Genomic DNA, 17,916 nt, shown 5'->3' on the forward strand with positions numbered 1-17,916 from the left:
TCTTAAATCCATTTAAAAATGGATAGGGACTTTAGAATTGGAGTTCTAAATTTTTACAATTCTTTTTATGGTCACTTTGTTTTCTGAGGTGATTTTTACAAAATAATTTCCTGCCCTCAGGCTATTTGTATTTAATTGGATGTTATTTCCTCGGAAAGTTTTAGTCATCAAAGATTGCCCTAGAACATTTAAAATTTCTACAGTGTCCAAAACATCATTAGCCTGTATCGTTAAAACAGAACTTGTTGGATTTGGATAAACTACCAACCCATCTATTGAATTTTCTGAGATGCCGACGATTTCTTCAGTGGTAAAACTAAATACCTCACTATAATCGCCATCTCCACAAGTGTTTTTTGCTCTAACGTGCCAGAAGTATTCTGTGCCTCGAGTTAAGTTTCTGATGGTGACAGAAGTTTCAGTGGTGGTAGTTTCGGTAAATATAGTTCCAAAATTAGCATCGGTTGCCAATTGAAAATCATAGTTCTCGGCATCCATACCGGCATCTTCCCAATCAAAGGTCATTACCAAAGGCTGATCAATAGCATCATCAGCAGGAGAAAGTAAATCAACACCATCAAGTTGAGGATTATTTATATGCAATATCGGATAAACATTCACAGTTTCATTGGTTCCAGTAGCGGTAACTTTTATTTGGTAATCGCCTGGAGCTAAGTTTTGAAAACCATTTACAGTAAGGACTACAGTACCCTCTGCGCTAAGCGTATTAGGAGTTATTGTAGCATTCACACCATTTGGCAAATCTGATACTGAAAAATTGATTGTATCTGTGAAGCCCTCTCCAAAAGCCAAATCGATATCGTAAGTGGTAGTGTCTGCCCCGGGACAAAATTCTTGGTAACCTTGGTGCGAACTTACCGCAAAAGACTCTCTATCTATTCCGGTTGCAATCAATGAAAACACTTGAGAGCCATTTCTCAATTCACCTTTATGTGAAACTCTAATGATATATTCCCCACTTGCGTTGGCCACTTCCACTTTTTCGATATTGTCTACAATATTATCGCCTGTTGTAGCTCCGCTTGAAGGAACGTCTGGATTAAGCATCCATGGGTAAAAAGTGTTTCCTCCATCGTCTGATATTCTTAAATCCAAATCATTTACAAGCATAGGAGTACGCAAATCATTAATACCACCTCCTGGAGTTGTACCAGCAGGATCCGTCCAGGTAATTGACACCATAAGAGTATTTAAATCATCGGCCTTTACCGAAAATGTATAAACTTCATCTTGGGCAAGTTCTTCCTCGAGAATCAATGAAGTAACTCCGTTGTTGGTGATAACATCTGCCGCTCTGGCTGTATTCATCAATCCCCAGCCAAATCGATAATCAGGTCCTGGAGTACCGCCCGCTTCGTCGGCGGTATGAAGGACCAAACCGCGCAAAGTTGAGCTTAACATATAGGAAGAATTTACATTGTTGTAATGTTGTTGCAACAATAACAAACTGCCCGAAGTATTTGGAGCGGACATTGAGGTACCACTAAAATATGCGTAACTATGGTTTGAAAAAGCTGTGGAAGAATATGTATTTACACCTTTTGCAGAAAGATCTGGCTTAATACGGCCATCATCTGTGGGACCCCAACTACTAAAGTTGGACATTATGACATTACTTGGACCTGTATAATTAAGAACTTCAAAAACTGCAGCGCTGACAATGGAGTTTTTAGAAACTCCTTTGTCCGTCAAGTAATCGTATCCATAATCACCTGGATTTTGTCCCGATTGTCTATCATTTCCTGCTGAAACGACTGGCAGATAATAAGGTGCATTGTAGGCGATATTGTCCAAATTTCGAGCATTCTGATCATAATATCCAAGATACCACAATGGCAGTTGCTCAATCTTAAGTCCGTAAGAGTGATTGGAAATCAACAAGCCATCCGCAGCGGCGGCGGTCATTTCGGCTTCATCATTTAAAAAATCGTGCGCAAGCAATTCTGCCTCTGGCGCCATTCCTTTAGCCGCACCGTTTGCCACATCTCCTGTACCGATCATTGTACCTGAAACGTGGGTAGCGTGATCATTTAATTGGTAAGGATTATCTATTTGCGTAACCCTATTCTGAAGTAAAACGTGGCTTGCTCTTGTGCGTCCACCGTCCCAAACTCCTCCAATCATATTTTCACCATTAAGGTCCAGCCCAGAACTACCTCCAGTTTGAACCAGATTGGTTCGCGTAGTTATACCGGCTCCCCGATTATGCGTTTCGTAATATTTTGGAGAACCATCTTCAAGAACTCCCACCAAAATAGCGATGCCACCATCTGGAAGCTTGATTACTTCTTCCCAACCTTTTAAGGCCGCTAAGCGAAGAGCTTCTTCGTGATCTGCTTTAAACTCTTTAGCGTATTGTTGCTCAAGTTTATTTAGTAAGGGAAGATTATAATTACTGATTATTTTCGCACGCTCCTCAGGAGTTTGAGCGGTAAGAAAACTAAATGATAGGGAAAGAACTAAAATAAAAATTAGGGATAATTTACTCATTCTGAATAAGTTTAGGTTTAAAAAAAAAAATGAAGATTGCAAAAATATCCAAAATAATCCAATTTCAATCACAAAATTTGGTCGATGTACCTCCGAAGGGATTATTGCCCACGAAAGAATATGATGGTGCTCAACGTTTTAAGAAGTATTAACGCATCTAGGAACATACTGCGATGTTTAATATAATATAAATCATACTGCAATTTTTCTAGGGCATCGTCGAGTGACGCGCCATATTGGCCTTTTACTTGCGCCCACCCCGTAATACCAGGTTTCACAAGGTGTCTCACTTCATATAGCGGGAGTGACACGGAAAGATCGTGTACAAATTCGGGCCGTTCGGGCCGTGGACCGATAACACTCATTTCTCCCTTTAATACATTGATAAATTGCGGAATCTCATCATAGCGCGAATTCCGTAAAAACCTTCCAAACTTCGTTACCCGGTTATCCCCCTTTTTTGCAAACTGTACTCCATTCTCTTCTGCATTTTTGACCATGCTCCTTAACTTATGCAATTTGAAGGTTTTTCCGTTCCTGCCAACTCTGGTTTGATGATATAATAAAGGACCTTTATTGCCGATAAGATTCCCTATCAAAATTATAGGCAACAATAAAATTCCAAAAACCAAACCGATAATAGATAGTATTATATCCATCAGCCTACTAAAAAATAAGTACAATTGGTTTTGGTTATTCCGGCTAAAAGGAAAATAACGGTAAAAGCTCCCCACACCACTGGCGTGGATTGGAATGCGGTGGTTAAGTTCTTCATAAACTTGGGAATATTCGCGTATAGATATCCCCCTTTCGAGAAATTTTACAAGGTTATTGTGGATTTCAATAGACATATCTTCAGAAGAAATTGTACAAATTATGACTTCCGAAATTTGCATCTCGTCATATATTTGTGAAAATCCCCCCATACTTTGGACTGCTTCACCATTAGAGTTGATCAAAAATGTATTGTTGGAGGACGTATCAAAATAGCAGACCACTTTACAATTGGGATCCGAATTTATTAGAGAACTCACAATAGTGGGAACCATTTCTCCTTGTCCTACCAAAAGAACCCGTTTATTAAAACGAGGTGCCGATATAAAGGTTATGTAAGAATACCGCCATAATAGTAAAGCAAGTACGATGGTTAAATAGAAAAATACAATCTGCAAACGATTGGAGGGTAAGCTGGGAGTGAAGAAAGGAGTAAGCAGGTAAAATAGCACAGTTATAGAAACTGCGAGAACTACATTTTTAATAACAACAATATATTTACTAGCCTTTTGAAGATCATAAAGTTCAAATATGGTGGCAAATACGGTAAGATAAAGGGCTAAAACTATGGGCCACATCCAGCGACTTTTGTCTATTATGAAATAATCAAAATCAAAAATATTACCGCAAATGTGCAGTAAGACTAACACTGAAACAATGTCAAAAATCCGCAGAAGCACCTTCCGTTCAGAAATAGCAAAATGGAAATTATTTTTGATCATAGCAGTGCGTCACGGATAACTCAGATACAATATTTTCATTAATTCTCATAATTTTGGGCATCAAGTACAAAGAACCTGTTTCAACAGTAGCTTATATGTATTCATTTTCTTAAAATGTAATCTAATATATATTTAGACAGAACGAATATACAAAAGTTAATTATTCCTTAAAAATCAATTGTATTAATCCAAGATATTTTTAATTGTTGCCAGTCAAATCTCTCAATAGTAGTGCGTGCATTTATGGAGATTGCTTTTGTTTTGAACGGGTTTTGACATAAATCTAGGATCGTTTCCGCAAAAGCATGAGCATCATTTGGAGGCTGTAAAATTCCATTTACATTCGTCTCAATCAGAAAAGGCATTCCACCTACATCGGTAGAAATAACAGGCATTCCTAGAGCCATTGCCTCCATTACACTTACGGGCATATTGTCAAAATTGGTAGTATTAAGAAAGATATCATATTGGCTTGAGAGAGAAATCCACTCCTCCTTTGTAAGAAGATCAGTAAAGGTTACGGGAAGACCCAATTGTTTCGCAACCTCCCGGCATCGGCCTAAAGCACCATCCTTTTCAGGCCCTACCATACACAGATCAACCTCGATATCCCGTTTTTTTAAAATCTCCACTATCTCCAAAGCCATAAGGGGGTTGTATATTTCGGCAAAGGAGCGAACCCACAGCAACTTGGGCTTTACGGATTTTCGAATAAGAAAAGGATAGTCCTTTATTGCTATGGAATTTGGAATATAGGTAATGTTTTGGAATCCTTCCCTGTCAAAAAGTTCCATTAAATATATGGAAGGGGCAACATTTGTCTTGGCTCCTTTAAATAATTTTTGGCTTAATATTTTACTGTTTTTTAACCGATTGGGAAGATTTCCACCATGAAGAATAGGAATATAGGGTAATTTATAAAAGCGACAGATTCGTGCAATTATCACGGAATAATAGAAATTCCAGGTGCTATAAGTATCGATGATCACTATATCTATTTTTTTACGGTTTCGGATGGTCACCAGGACCATATCTAAAAATCGTTGAAATACGGACAATTTATCGGAGGCTACAGTAACGGAATATCCCTCCCTTTCCAGAGCTAATGGAAGTGTATCAGCTGTGGTTGGCGATTTCCCGTGTTTGGCAAGTTTATTACCTATATATAAAATTCTTTTTTTGGGTTTCATTGGTTCCAATATAATTACAGCACCGTACCCGAAACTTCTATATTATTCGCTTGGTAGGCGCTTCCAATTCAGTTTCTTGGAGTTCATAGTCCGTTCCATAAACATTTATAATTTTTCTAATAATAATTAATGAGAATCCAAAATCTCTTCCTGTATCCGTTTCCTATAGTATTCAAATGTAAACTGAAAAACCGCTTGGTGTGCAATACAACTTTTATTTATCAAAACCGCTTCCTCGGAATCTATAATCTTTTCCAACAATAGCTTCAATGTCTCACTAGTACAAGGAGAAATAATAAAACCATTATTACCATTTACATACTGTCCAATGCTAGAGACATTGGAAACAATGGGAATACATCCAAAATTCATGGCTTCGGCAATTACCTTGGGAAAACCTTCGGACGCTGTGGTTGGAAGCAAAAAGAAATGCGATTTCTTATAGATTTCAAACACTTTTTCTCTTTCCATAAATCCGTGAAAGACGGCAGGCAATCCAATTTTCTCACATTGGCTTTTATAAGAATCCTTTTGGTCTCCATCACCTATAAAGTGCATAACAGAAAGTTTTTCTAATGAATCCAATTTTGCGAAGGCATCGATAATTCGCTGCACCCCCTTTGCATTTTCCAGCCTACCAACGAAACAAAAAGTAAAAGGGGCTTTAAAGGTCCTGGACTGGGTAACCAACACACCTTCACCAAGTTCTCTTTCAATAAGACATGGATTCTCAAATGTGAGACAATGTTTTGGTTGTCCTGGCCATTTCCCATTGATAGTTACTATTCTATTTTGACGTCGCAACATACCGCGTTGTACTGCATATCCCAGCGGAGCATTTTTCTGGTTCCAGTTCCCAGCATATTTAAACCAACCCTTCTTCCTATGGAAAATTGTAAGATACGGAATCAAGAAAACCCCAATACCCGTGGGGGTGCGCAATTGAAAAACATCGACTCGCTTCAAGGTTTTTTTAACTGTACCCAATATATTGGGAATACTGGCTATAATCTTGAACTTTGCCCCTACTCCTTTCCCACCAACAGGATTTAGAGGGACAAAATGTATATTTTTTTGGGTATAGGGTAAAGAACTCGGTGGTGGATTACCAGGATATAGAATGGCAACATGATAAATTTCCTCAAAATCTGCCGCTAAATGGTTCAATTCAGCAACTGTTGGCCCCCAACCTACAACCTCGCCCTTCGAATTTTTATAATGTTCAGTATGGGAAATAACGGCAAGTTTCATGTATAAGACCTTATTTAGGGATATTTCAATATTAATTATTTTAAAGCTATTTTGTCTGAAATCATAAAAGTTTCAATATTAATCTTTCATCTCTAAAATATCCAAATACCTGTTTATTATGCCATCCCAAGAAAAATTCTCTGACCAAATTTTAGCCTGTTTTGAATACCCTTCATAGTTATCCAATATCTCCTTTAAAATACCAAGCAGCTCTTCCGGAGCTTTGTTGTCGACCAATTTACCAGAAAATCCATCACTAATCGCATCTTCAATTCCACATCCTTTGGAACCGATTGCTGGTATGCCTAAAGCATTGGCTTCCAAAATCGCAATTCCAAAACCTTCAACATCTCCCTTTTTTGTTGATTCGCTAAGCATTACAAAAATATCGGCTTGCTGCAGCAGTTCTATTTTTAAATCCTCCGATACTCTTCCGAAGAAAACCACCGAGGATTCCACGCCCAGTTTTAATGTTAGTCTCTCCAATTTTGCTTGCTCGGTAGGTATGCCCACAATATGATATTTAGCATCGGGATATTTCCTTAAAATTGTTGGCAGGGCGCGTATCATATTATGTTGACCTTTGCGCTTTGTGACATTCCCAATAGTGATAAAAACGGGAGCTGGCTTCACCTTCTCAACGATTACCTCCGGATTTTTAATTTCGAAGCCATTGGGGACCACGAAAACATTGTTTAAATTCAAATGAGAGATCAACGATTTAGTATAATTGCTGACGGCAATTACCTTATCGAAACTTTTAAGAGACCAATCCGTAAATTTTCTTAGGATAGCATTGGGAAGTTTAACTTCGCTCCCATGAATGACTGCAACAAACCGTCTCTTATAGAAGACGTTTAAAAAAGCTCCCAGCCATATAGAAAATTTTCCGGAGCTTATTACCACCTCACATTTTCGCACGAGAGAGAAAGCGACAAAGATTCTGTTCAAATAACTTAAAAAAATGATTTTCTTTCTCGGAATTCGTATAACCTCAAAGGGAAGTCCCTTATCAAAATCCCGCTCTTCTCCTGCACTTGCCGAACGCGTATCGCAAACCACTTGTATTTGATAACCATTAGCTTGCAATCCCTTCGCCAGATGAAAGGCGTGATTGCCAATCCCTCCAGGTTGGGGTGGAAATTCAGAAGCAAGTATAACTGCTTTAGTCATCAAATCATAGGTTTTGCAGATATCATTCCGGGCTGGTTAGCATAAGTATTAAGGCAGCAAAATAACGATTTTCAATTATCAAATGGCAGGATAATTCGGTCAATTTGGGAATGATTAAAAAAATATCCCTAATCAAAACATATTTTATAGAAATCTCCCAATCTCCGTGATAGCGAGATACAATCTCAGAAACATTGAAATTTCAATTTCCCTTCTTTAAGGACTCCCAGCCCTTCTTCAGAATTATTGAACCGTTATTCGTAAATTTGGGCATTCAAAACCAGAAATTTATAATGAAGATATACACTAAGACCGGGGATGCAGGCACAACCGCCCTTTTTGGAGGCACAAGGGTTCCAAAACACCATGCCCGAATTGAGAGCTATGGCACCGTGGACGAATTAAATTCAAATATTGGAATGATTCGCAGTCAGGAAATTGATGATCACAGTAAAGGCATCTTGATCCAGATTCAAAATAAACTTTTTACCGTTGGCTCAACTTTGGCCACTTCTCCGGACAAAGCTATATTAAGAAGTGGTAAGGAACGTTTAAAAATCGAAAAAATAAACGAGCAGCACATAGCTCTTTTAGAACAGGAAATGGATGCAATGAACGAAGTCCTGCCAGATTTGACCCACTTTATATTACCAGGTGGAAATACAGCGGTGTCATATTGTCACATTGCGCGTACTATTTGTAGACGTGCGGAACGTCGGGTTACTCTATTAAATGAAGCTGAACCTATTGATCCGGCCGTTATAAAATATTTAAACCGCCTATCTGACTATCTTTTTGTGCTGGCACGAAAATTGTCCCAAGACCTAAACGCAGAAGAAATTCAATGGCTTCCGGAAAAATTTGATTAAATTAAAAGAAATTATTTCCAATTGAGCTTTAAAAACTCAAATTGGAACAAAATCTTTTAAAAATTGAAAACCGCAAACATCTGATTATCAGCACACAAAAAACGTTCTTTAAAATAAAGCAGAAATAATTGAGATTTTACTTGACTTTTTGATCTAAAAAATTACTTTTGCAGAAAATTAAAACCTAATCGCTATGTACTGGACATTAGAACTTGCATCATATTTAAGCGATGCCCCGTGGCCTGCCACTAAAGATGAATTGATTGATTACGCAATCAGAAGGGGAGCTCCATTGGAGGTAGTAGAAAATCTTCAAGCAATCGAAGACGAGGGTGACTCGTATGACTCCATTGACGAAATTTGGGCAGATTACCCCACTGATGAAGATTATCTCTGGAACGAAGATGAATATTAATCCCTTGACGCGCAATCAAAAAATATAATAAAAAAGTCTCTTTTAGGAGGCTTTTTTTGATTCAAATAGCATTGAAAATTTGGCCACAGTTTTGCGAACAACCAAGAACCTTCCCTTTCGCGGAACTAATTTATGGCCACTGAAATACAAATTGAGGAATTCGAACGTTCAATTCCTGGGACTGAATAAATTGACATAGAGTTGGTGCCTTGCGCAACATTCTAAAAATAAAATCACATTATGGGAATATTAGACAGTGTAATAAAAGTTTTTGTTGGAGATAAATCCAAAAAAGATATTGGCCAAATCCAGCCGTTGGTCGATGAAATAAAAAAACACGAAGCGGCGATTGAAAAGTTATCCCACGATGCGCTTCGTGCCAAATCCATCTTCTTTCGAAATACCATTAAGGAAGCTCAGTCCGATATCCAAAAACAGATCGATGATCTTGAGAAACAATCGGAAGAGGAAGAGGATATTAATAAAAAAGAAGACATCTATAACGAGATAGATAAACTCAAGGATAGCCTATATGAGGTAGAAAAAGATACCCTTCTTAAAATTCTTCCAGAGGCCTTTGCGGTAATGAAAGAAACTGCAAAGCGCTTTAAGAACAATGAGACCCTTACGGTTACTGCTACTCCTTTTGACAGAGAAATAAGTGCTGATAAGGATTATGTTATTCTTGAAGAAGATCAAGCTATTTGGAAAAACTCTTGGGATGCCGCCGGAAAACCCATTACTTGGGATATGGTTCATTACGACGTACAGTTAATCGGTGGAATAGCGCTTCATCAAGGAAAAGTAGCAGAAATGCAAACAGGGGAAGGAAAAACTCTGGTTGCAACTCTCCCGATGTATCTTAATGCCCTGGCGGGAAATGGTGTTCATCTGGTTACCGTTAACGATTATCTTGCAAAACGTGACAGCGCATGGATGGCTCCTTTATTTGAATTCCACGGCCTGAGTGTAGATTGTATTGACAATCACCGCCCCAATTCCGCTGCTCGACGTAAAGCATATTTATCTGATATCACTTATGGAACCAACAACGAATTTGGTTTTGATTACCTGCGTGATAACATGGCACACTCTCCTGATGACTTGGTGCAACGTCCACACCACTACGCAATCGTGGATGAGGTGGATTCTGTATTGATTGATGATGCTCGTACGCCTTTAATTATTTCCGGACCAGTTCCTGAAGGTGACCGTCACGAGTTCAACGAGCTGAAACCAAAAATCAGCGATATCGTTGATGTTCAAAGACGGTATTTAACTGGTGTGCTTGCCGAAGCCAAAAAGTTGATAAAAGAAGGGGACCACAAGGAAGGTGGTTTTCAGCTACTTCGCGTTTACAGAGGTTTGCCGAAGAATAAGGCATTGATAAAATTCCTTTCAGAAGAAGGCGTAAAGCAAATTCTACAGAAAACCGAAAATCATTATATGAGCGACAACAATCGCGAAATGCCAAAGGTGGATGCGGAACTTTACTTTGTAATAGATGAAAAGAACAATCAGATAGAACTTAGCGATAAAGGAGTAGATTACCTATCGGGAACCGGAGGCGATCCTAACTTTTTCGTGATGCCTGAAATAGGAACTGAAATTGCCAAAATAGAGAGCCAAGGACTTTCTCCAGAAAAAGAAGCCGAACTTAAAGAAGATCTTTATCGCGATTTTTCTGTAAAAAGTGAGCGTATCCACACGATGACGCAGCTTCTTAAAGCCTATACTCTTTTTGAGAAAGACGATCAATACGTTGTTATGGACAACAAAGTCATGATCGTGGACGAACAGACCGGCCGTATTATGGATGGTCGCCGCTATAGTGACGGACTACACCAGGCTATTGAAGCCAAAGAAAATGTAAAGATCGAAGCTGTTACCCAAACCTTCGCAACTGTTACCCTGCAGAATTATTTTAGAATGTACCGCAAACTTTCTGGAATGACGGGTACCGCCGTTACCGAAGCAGGAGAGCTTTGGGAAATTTACAAACTGGACGTTATGGAAATTCCTACTAACCGTCCAATCGCACGATTTGACCGCGAGGACAAAATCTACAAGACCAAACGTGAAAAGTATAATGCCGTAATTGAAGAGGTTGTCAACCTTTCCAATGGAGGCAGACCTGTCCTTATCGGTACCACTTCTGTAGAAATATCGGAATTGCTTAGCCGAATGTTGAGTATCCGAAACATACATCACAACGTATTAAACGCGAAGCTCCATAAAAGGGAGGCTGATATTGTTGCTGAAGCTGGAAAGAGCGGTATTGTAACGATTGCTACAAACATGGCAGGTCGAGGTACGGATATCAAATTGAGTGATGAGGTGAAAAAAGCAGGTGGTTTGGCCATTGTAGGTACGGAACGCCACGACTCTCGTCGTGTAGACAGGCAGTTGCGCGGTCGTAGTGGTCGTCAGGGAGATCCAGGAAGTTCACAATTTTATGTCTCCTTGGAAGATAACCTTATGCGTCTCTTCGGAAGCGAGCGTATCGCAAAAATGATGGATAAAATGGGATTAAAGGAAGGTGAAGTTATTCAGCATTCCATGATTTCAAAATCCATTGAACGTGCCCAGAAAAAAGTTGAGGAAAACAACTTTGGAATCCGTAAAAGACTCCTTGAATATGACGACGTAATGAACGCCCAACGTGAGGTTGTTTACAAACGACGTTACCACGCATTGTTCGGAGATCGTCTTCGCGTGGATATCGCCAATATGATATACGATACGGCAGAAGTAATTGCCGAAAGCAATAAGAATGCCCAGGACTACAAAAACTTCGAATTTGAATTGATTCGCTTTTTCTCAATGAGCTCCCCTATAACAGAAAAGGAGTTCGAGAAAATGGATACTCTTGAAATTGCTGGAAAAGTTTATAAAGCAGCTTATCAATATTACCATGAGAAAATGGAGCGTAATGCTGAAATAGCATTTCCCGTTATCAAACAAGTTTACGAAACCCAAAAAGATAAGTACAAACGTATTCTCGTTCCTTTTACAGATGGCGTGAAAACATTAAACGTTGCTACAGATTTAGAAAAGGCTTACGAATCTGGCGGAAAACAACTGGTACACGATTTTGAAAAGAATATAACTCTGGCCATTATTGACGATTCATGGAAAACCCATCTTCGTAAAATGGACGAATTAAAACAATCGGTACAGTTAGCGGTTCACGAGCAAAAAGATCCATTGCTTATTTATAAGTTTGAAGCTTTTGAACTATTTAAAGCAATGATTGAAAAAGTAAATAAGGATGTTATTTCATTCCTGTTTAAAGGAGAGTTGCCGCAAGAAGACCAACAGCAAATCCAAGAAGCACGCGAGGTAAAGCGAAAAGAAAAACTTAGCGAGCAGAAGGAGGAAATTCCAAACATGGACGAACGCTCGGCTCAATCCAGAGCGGCCGGCAATACACAGCCTCAACAACAAGTTACTGAAACCATTGTTCGCGATCGACCAAAAATCAATCGCAATGACAAGGTGACCATCAAGAACGTGATGAGCGGTGAAAACAAAACCATGAAGTACAAACAAGCCATACCCTTATTGGATAAAGGAGATTGGGTTTTGGTAGACGAATAGTCTGGATATAATAAAAAACCGAATGGGGTAGGAATTATTTTCTATCCCATTTTTTTATGCATCTTACCCTAATTATTTCTTTTTCATAAGCTTATACTTCAGTCCAATCTAAATCCCCACCAAAAACTCTTTTATTTCAAAAACCTACCTTAAAAAATTTTAAGATTATTTTAAGAGTTCCTATATTTGGAGCATGACAAAGTATATCCTATTGGCAATATGGCTATTCAGCTTTGCCGCCTCTGCACAAGAAAAGCTCGAGATTATCGATCTTGATGAAATCAATAATTCCATTTCCCTAAAATCGCAACAGGGTGATTACGAGGGTGTCTTGGAATTGTTAAATAAAATCAATAAAAACGATACCACCTACGCCGCTTCCTTAATCAGAAAATCCTATCATCTCTTGGCTCTCAAACGTCACGACAACGTCATTGCGGTATTGGATGAAGGAATTTCGATGGATATTGGGGATATTAAAAGTTCATTTTACCAAAACAAAGGAGTCTCTTTCACTCAGCAGGAAAAATTTGATGAAGCCATTGCCGTATTAAACGAAGGCTTGGAGATTTTTCCAGCAAACCCCCAAATATTATTCAACAAAGCCGTTGCACTTCAAGGAAAAGGTGAGCTCAGAGAGGCGGTTCAAATTTTGGAACAGGTAATAACGCTAAGTCCATTTTATGCACGCGCTTATATTCAATTGGGGGCCATTTATAATTCACAGGAGCGTTCCGCTCAGGCCCTGATGGCATATGATCTTGCATTATTGATGGACCCAGATGGTGAGGCCTCCTTTGAAAGACTTAAAGCAATCAACAACATCTTTAGCTCTAAAAATGAGAACAAGCGGACACCGGGATTGGTTCTTTCCAAAGATGACGAAGCCTTTAACGACATTGATCTTATAATAAGCAACCGGATCGCTTTAAATAAGGAATATAAAACGGGAAACGCTATTGACATTCCTCTGACCAATCAAAATCATGCGCTTCTTGCCACGCTTGCCGATTTTAAAGGCAACGGCGGGTTTTGGAGTAAAAAAGTAGTTCCGTTCTATCAATGGATTCAAGACTCCAAAAATTTTGATGCTTTCACATATACGATTTCCTATTCCATAGAAAACGAAAAGTATAAAAAGATTGTTACCAAGAAAACAAAAGAAGTCGAAAATTTTCTAAAGGAGGCGATTGTGAACTGGATCAATAAAACCAAAGCTGATAACAAGTCACTTTTTAGTGATAAGGTGATTCAGTATGCATACGATGGTAATTCTCTGGTGATAAGTGGTATGGGCACAGAGGAAGCCGGAATACCGGTTGGAGAGTGGATATATTTTAATCAATCCGGCAGAATAATGGCTCAAGGCCAGTATAACAAAGATGGAGAGCGCACTGGAAACTGGAAATGGTATAATGAGAATCTAAAACTTAAAGAAACGGCGAACTACAAAGAGGGCGACCTGGATGGAGAGAACCATATATATTACCCCAATGGTCAATTATCATTAAAAGGATTTTACAAAAAAGGGGAACTTGATGGCGAATTTCTCTATTACAATGAAAAAGGAGCATTAAAACAAAAAAAATACTTTAAGAACGGAGAACTAGATGGTATTTATACCTCATATTTTAATGTAGGGGAAAAAATTCCAGAATTTATAATACCATATAAGAAGGGAAAAATAGAGAAAGAAGCAATGGAATATTATGCTAATGGAAAAGTATATTCCAAAAGTCCGGTAAAGGATGGAAAAAAACACGGAACAGAAAAAATCTTTTATGCAAATGATAAGCTTTCAAATGAATTTACGTATGTCGATGGCAAACTTGAAGGCCCCTTCAAATCATACTATCGAAATGGGGAAATCTATGAAATGGGCACGTACAAACAGGATCTATTCCAAGGACCATATACCATCTACTACTCCGACGGAACTTTACAGAGTGAGGCCAATTATTTAGATGGTTTCCGGGACGGGAGTTTTACTTATTACGACTACGATGGCAAAAAACACTATAACTACCGCTATAAAAAAGGAGACATTCTTGACTATAGATTTTACAATAAGAAAGGAGAAATTATTAAAGAAGGAAAAAGAAGAGGAGGCGAGTTTTATTACAATAGTTTTTCTCCTTACGGTACTCTTATTTCTGAAGGTCTTTATGATGTTTCGGGTGGGCAGAAAGGAGAATGGAAATTTTATAGCCCAAATGGAAATCTAACCAGCAAAGGCACTTTCGATAAAAACTTAGGTCAAGGAACCCACATTTCCTATTATTCCGATGGGACTAAGGAGTGGGAAGGAAATTACAGAAACGATACTCTTGTGGGATACTCTGCAAGTTATTATAAAAACGGTAAGATCAACAATCAAGGAGGTTATAAAAATGGCATGAAACAAGGGGAATGGCGTTTTTATTATATCGATGGAAGTTTAAAAAGTATCAATTTCTTCCATAAAGATAAATTTCACGGAGAACAGGAATATTTTGGAGTGGATGGAAAACTAATTAACACCGCCCAATACAAAAATGACGATGTAATATATGAATCGTTTTATGATCGTTCGGGAAATTCTCATTATCAAATAGAATACAAGCCGTCAAAAAAGGATACAATATTAGTTTCCAAACATTACAATGGAAAAGAGAACACTACAATTTCATACCTCCATGGCATAAAACATGGAGAATATAAGTCGTATTTCTTTAGTGGAAAATTAGAAGCTGAGGGCCAATATCTCGATGGTTCCCTACACGGAGCGTGGACTTGGTACTTTGAGAACGGAAAACCGAGAATGAAAGCCACGTATGTTCTTGGTAAACTAGATGGGGAATTCACAACTTATTTCAAAAATGGTCAGATTGATGATTCAACTTTTTACGACTCCGGAGACCTTATGGGAACTTGGAAATCATATTACGAAGATGGTACCCTATATACCAAAACCTCATATCTTTCCGGTGAAGCCCACGGTCGCAAGGAATTTTTCAGTCCAACTGGACAGTTACAACTGGTACGTTTCTACAATCACGGAACTTTAATTGGCTATTCCTATAATGACACTAATGGGGACGAGCTTCCAATGATCCCAATTATTAATGAAACTGCTAAGATTATTGCGTATTATGACAACGGAAAAATCTCCCGTGAATTTGAATATAAGAATGGAGAAACAGTAGGAACATACAAAACCTACTATTACAACGGTCAACTTAAAGACGAGTTTGTAAATGTAAACGGAGAGTATGAGGGACCAAAAATCTCATATTACGCAAATGGGAATATTGAGGAACGCCTCGAATACTTGATGGGCGAACTTCACGGAAAATCAACAAAATACTACGATAACGGTACGATTAAGGAAGAGACCAATTATAAAAATGGCATACAGACGGGAAACGCATCGAGTTACGACAAAACAGGAAAAAAGACCAGATCTGAAGATTATTTTAATGGAAAAATATATGCACAACAGATTTTTTAGCTTTCAAAACTTGTGGATTGTTTTAGTTTTGGTCGCATCCTCGGCAAAAGCTCAATATTCCGAAATATTTGAAAAATACAAGGATAAGTATCCTGAAGCCTCGGTAGTTTTACTAAATCAGGAATCCAATTTGTTTATTAACGTTACCAATGGCATCTTCGATATTACCCAACAGAATATCCAAGAGAATCTATACCTTAATGAATTTGCAACGCAGAGATCACAAGAATCCATCAGTTTTTCAAGTTTTTATGAGCTGGGTGCTATCGAGGCCTCTTCCTTTAACTACGATAACAACAAATACCGAGAAGAAAAAGTTTCGACTTTTACACAAAAGGACGAGTTGGGCGAATTTTTTTATGACGACATTAAATCCGTAAACTTTATATATTCCAACCTAAAAAAGGGATCTAGGTCCCAGCTCAAATATTCCCAAAAAATAAAAAATCCCCGATTGTTAACTCCCTTCTATTTTGGGGATTTCTCTCCCATCGCCCAGAATAAATTCAGTATTACAACCGATCCGTCGGTAAATCTTAAGTTTAAACAGTTTAATACCGAAGGGGTAAAGATTGACTTCACAAAACAAGAGAAACGCGGTAAGATTATTTATACCTGGGAATTAAAAGACGTTAACGCTTTTGATTATGAATCAAGATCTTCCACCCATAGAAATGTGTTGCCGCACATTATTCCCTTTATAGCGTCTTACGAGGTAAATGGCAATACAGTGCCTGTACTTAATGAAACCAAAGATCTTTATAATTGGTACTACTCAATGATAAAGGAAGTTGTTCACGAACCCGCGACGCCAGAACTGGTAGAACTTACGAATAGTCTGATCGAAGGTAAAGAGAACGATCTGGAAAAAGTAAAAGCTATTTATTATTGGACGCAACTGAACATTAAGTACATCGCTTTTGAGTATGCTCTTGGTGGTTTTATTCCTAGAGGAGCAAATGAGGTCTTTGAGAAGAAATATGGAGACTGCAAAGATAATAGCAGCATCCTCTACAAAATGCTCGAAATCGCAGGATTGAAAGGTCATTTAACTTGGATTGGGACTCGTAAAATTCCTTATAGTTATGAAGAGGTACCCACGCCAGTTGTGGACAATCACATGATTCTTAGCTATTTTGATGGAGAAGCAATTTATTATCTGGATGCGACGGGAAGAAACATTCCTATCACTTTTCCTACCTCCTTTATCCAAGGAAAAGAAGCATTAATTGCTATCGACGACAAGAATTACCGTATTGCGAAAGTGCCGATAATTCCTGCTGAAAAAAATTTTATTAAAGATATTACCAAGCTCAAAATAGAAGGGCAACTGCTTACTGGTTCGGCACGTGCAGAGTTCGCTGGGTATGCTAAAATCGATTATCTCTATGCAATGGAGGGTCTTAATACAAAAAGTAAAAGGGATAATTTCTACAACGATATTTTTGAAAAGGGGAACAATAAATTTATTGCCCAAAATATCTCAGAAATAAATAGGGAAGAATATGACCAAAATTTGATTATTACCTACAATTTTTCCATTGGTGATTACTTTAAGCAATTTGGAGATGAGATTTTCATCAATCTGAATCTTAACAAATACATTTCGCAACACCGAACAGACCCAAAGCGTAAACGTGAAATTGAAGTAGATTATAAAAACTCCTATGTGTTTGAAACCGAACTTCAAATTCCGGATGGATATGAAATAGAATTCCTTCCAAAGTCCCAAAACTTCGAAAATAATTATATAAAAGCCACTATAGATTATGAACAACTTGATGGCAAGATATTATACAAACACTCTGTAATCTGCGACTATCTAATCCTTGATCTAGACCAACAAAAAGAAGTAAATAAACTTATAAATGATGTTGAAAAGGCATATAAGGAAGTAGTTACACTTACAAGATCGAAATAA

The 17,916-nt window shown here is 38.2% G+C and carries 10 protein-coding genes; 5 read left to right on the top strand and 5 right to left on the bottom strand.

Features of this window, described 5'->3' with window-relative positions:
- Positions 1-45: 45 nt before the first annotated feature.
- From EI546_RS06860 to EI546_RS06880, 5 genes are all read right to left on the bottom strand, one after another.
- Positions 46-2,511 (bottom strand): S8 family serine peptidase, encoded by a 2,466-nt coding sequence (locus EI546_RS06860; RefSeq protein ID WP_128249851.1) that lies wholly within the window; start codon positions 2,509-2,511, stop codon positions 46-48.
- A 101-nt stretch (positions 2,512-2,612) separates the two neighbouring features.
- A complete protein-coding gene (locus tag EI546_RS06865) occupies positions 2,613-4,007 on the bottom strand; it encodes an exopolysaccharide biosynthesis polyprenyl glycosylphosphotransferase (protein ID WP_128249852.1) in 1,395 nt (464 codons plus the stop codon).
- Positions 4,008-4,174: 167 nt separating this feature from the next.
- The gene (locus EI546_RS06870) at positions 4,175-5,197 is read right to left on the bottom strand and encodes a glycosyltransferase family 4 protein (protein ID WP_128249853.1); all 1,023 of its coding nucleotides are present in this window, start codon (positions 5,195-5,197) and stop codon (positions 4,175-4,177) included.
- 126 nt (positions 5,198-5,323) lie between these two features.
- Positions 5,324-6,448 carry a glycosyltransferase gene (locus tag EI546_RS06875; RefSeq protein ID WP_128249854.1) on the bottom strand — a complete coding sequence of 375 codons (1,125 nt, stop codon included), beginning with the start codon at positions 6,446-6,448 and terminating at the stop codon, positions 5,324-5,326.
- 78 nt (positions 6,449-6,526) lie between these two features.
- Positions 6,527-7,621: a glycosyltransferase family 4 protein gene (locus EI546_RS06880; protein ID WP_240673179.1), complete on the bottom strand. Its 1,095-nt coding sequence runs from the start codon at positions 7,619-7,621 to the stop codon at positions 6,527-6,529.
- Between the two features lie 293 nt (positions 7,622-7,914).
- Here EI546_RS06880 and EI546_RS06885 point away from each other — a divergent pair, with 293 nt between their 5' ends.
- The 5 genes from EI546_RS06885 (at position 7,915) to EI546_RS06905 (ending at position 17,916) form a co-directional block, all read left to right on the top strand.
- Positions 7,915-8,490 carry a cob(I)yrinic acid a,c-diamide adenosyltransferase gene (locus EI546_RS06885; protein WP_128249856.1) on the top strand — a complete coding sequence of 192 codons (576 nt, stop codon included), beginning with the start codon at positions 7,915-7,917 and terminating at the stop codon, positions 8,488-8,490.
- Between the two features lie 193 nt (positions 8,491-8,683).
- Entirely contained in the window at positions 8,684-8,905 is a 222-nt protein-coding gene (locus EI546_RS06890) for a DUF2795 domain-containing protein (protein ID WP_128249857.1), read from the top strand.
- A gap of 240 nt (positions 8,906-9,145) precedes the next feature.
- Positions 9,146-12,505 carry a preprotein translocase subunit SecA gene (gene secA, locus EI546_RS06895; RefSeq protein ID WP_128249858.1) on the top strand — a complete coding sequence of 1,120 codons (3,360 nt, stop codon included), beginning with the start codon at positions 9,146-9,148 and terminating at the stop codon, positions 12,503-12,505.
- A 193-nt stretch (positions 12,506-12,698) separates the two neighbouring features.
- On the top strand, positions 12,699-15,995 hold the full coding sequence (locus EI546_RS06900; RefSeq protein ID WP_128249859.1) for a toxin-antitoxin system YwqK family antitoxin: 3,297 nt from the start codon (positions 12,699-12,701) through the stop codon (positions 15,993-15,995).
- Entirely contained in the window at positions 15,976-17,916 is a 1,941-nt protein-coding gene (locus EI546_RS06905) for a transglutaminase-like domain-containing protein (protein WP_240673180.1), read from the top strand. The genes EI546_RS06900 and EI546_RS06905 overlap by 20 nt, the downstream gene beginning before the upstream one ends.

The sequence above is a fragment of the Aequorivita sp. H23M31 genome, assembly GCF_004022485.1.
Lineage (GTDB): Bacteria > Bacteroidota > Bacteroidia > Flavobacteriales > Flavobacteriaceae > Aequorivita > Aequorivita ciconiae.

Bases quoted from the DNA above. Each gene is read 5' to 3' on its own strand.
- EI546_RS06860 (WP_128249851.1), bottom strand. From the start codon at position 2,511: ATGAGTAAATTATCCCTAATTTTTATTTTAGTTCTTTCCCTATCATTT.
- EI546_RS06865 (WP_128249852.1), bottom strand. From the start codon at position 4,007: ATGATCAAAAATAATTTCCATTTTGCTATTTCTGAACGGAAGGTGCTT.
- EI546_RS06870 (WP_128249853.1), bottom strand. From the start codon at position 5,197: ATGAAACCCAAAAAAAGAATTTTATATATAGGTAATAAACTTGCCAAA.
- EI546_RS06875 (WP_128249854.1), bottom strand. From the start codon at position 6,448: ATGAAACTTGCCGTTATTTCCCATACTGAACATTATAAAAATTCGAAG.
- EI546_RS06880 (WP_240673179.1), bottom strand. From the start codon at position 7,621: ATGACTAAAGCAGTTATACTTGCTTCTGAATTTCCACCCCAACCTGGA.
- EI546_RS06885 (WP_128249856.1), top strand. From the start codon at position 7,915: ATGAAGATATACACTAAGACCGGGGATGCAGGCACAACCGCCCTTTTT.
- EI546_RS06890 (WP_128249857.1), top strand. From the start codon at position 8,684: ATGTACTGGACATTAGAACTTGCATCATATTTAAGCGATGCCCCGTGG.
- secA (WP_128249858.1), top strand. From the start codon at position 9,146: ATGGGAATATTAGACAGTGTAATAAAAGTTTTTGTTGGAGATAAATCC.
- EI546_RS06900 (WP_128249859.1), top strand. From the start codon at position 12,699: ATGACAAAGTATATCCTATTGGCAATATGGCTATTCAGCTTTGCCGCC.
- EI546_RS06905 (WP_240673180.1), top strand. From the start codon at position 15,976: ATGCACAACAGATTTTTTAGCTTTCAAAACTTGTGGATTGTTTTAGTT.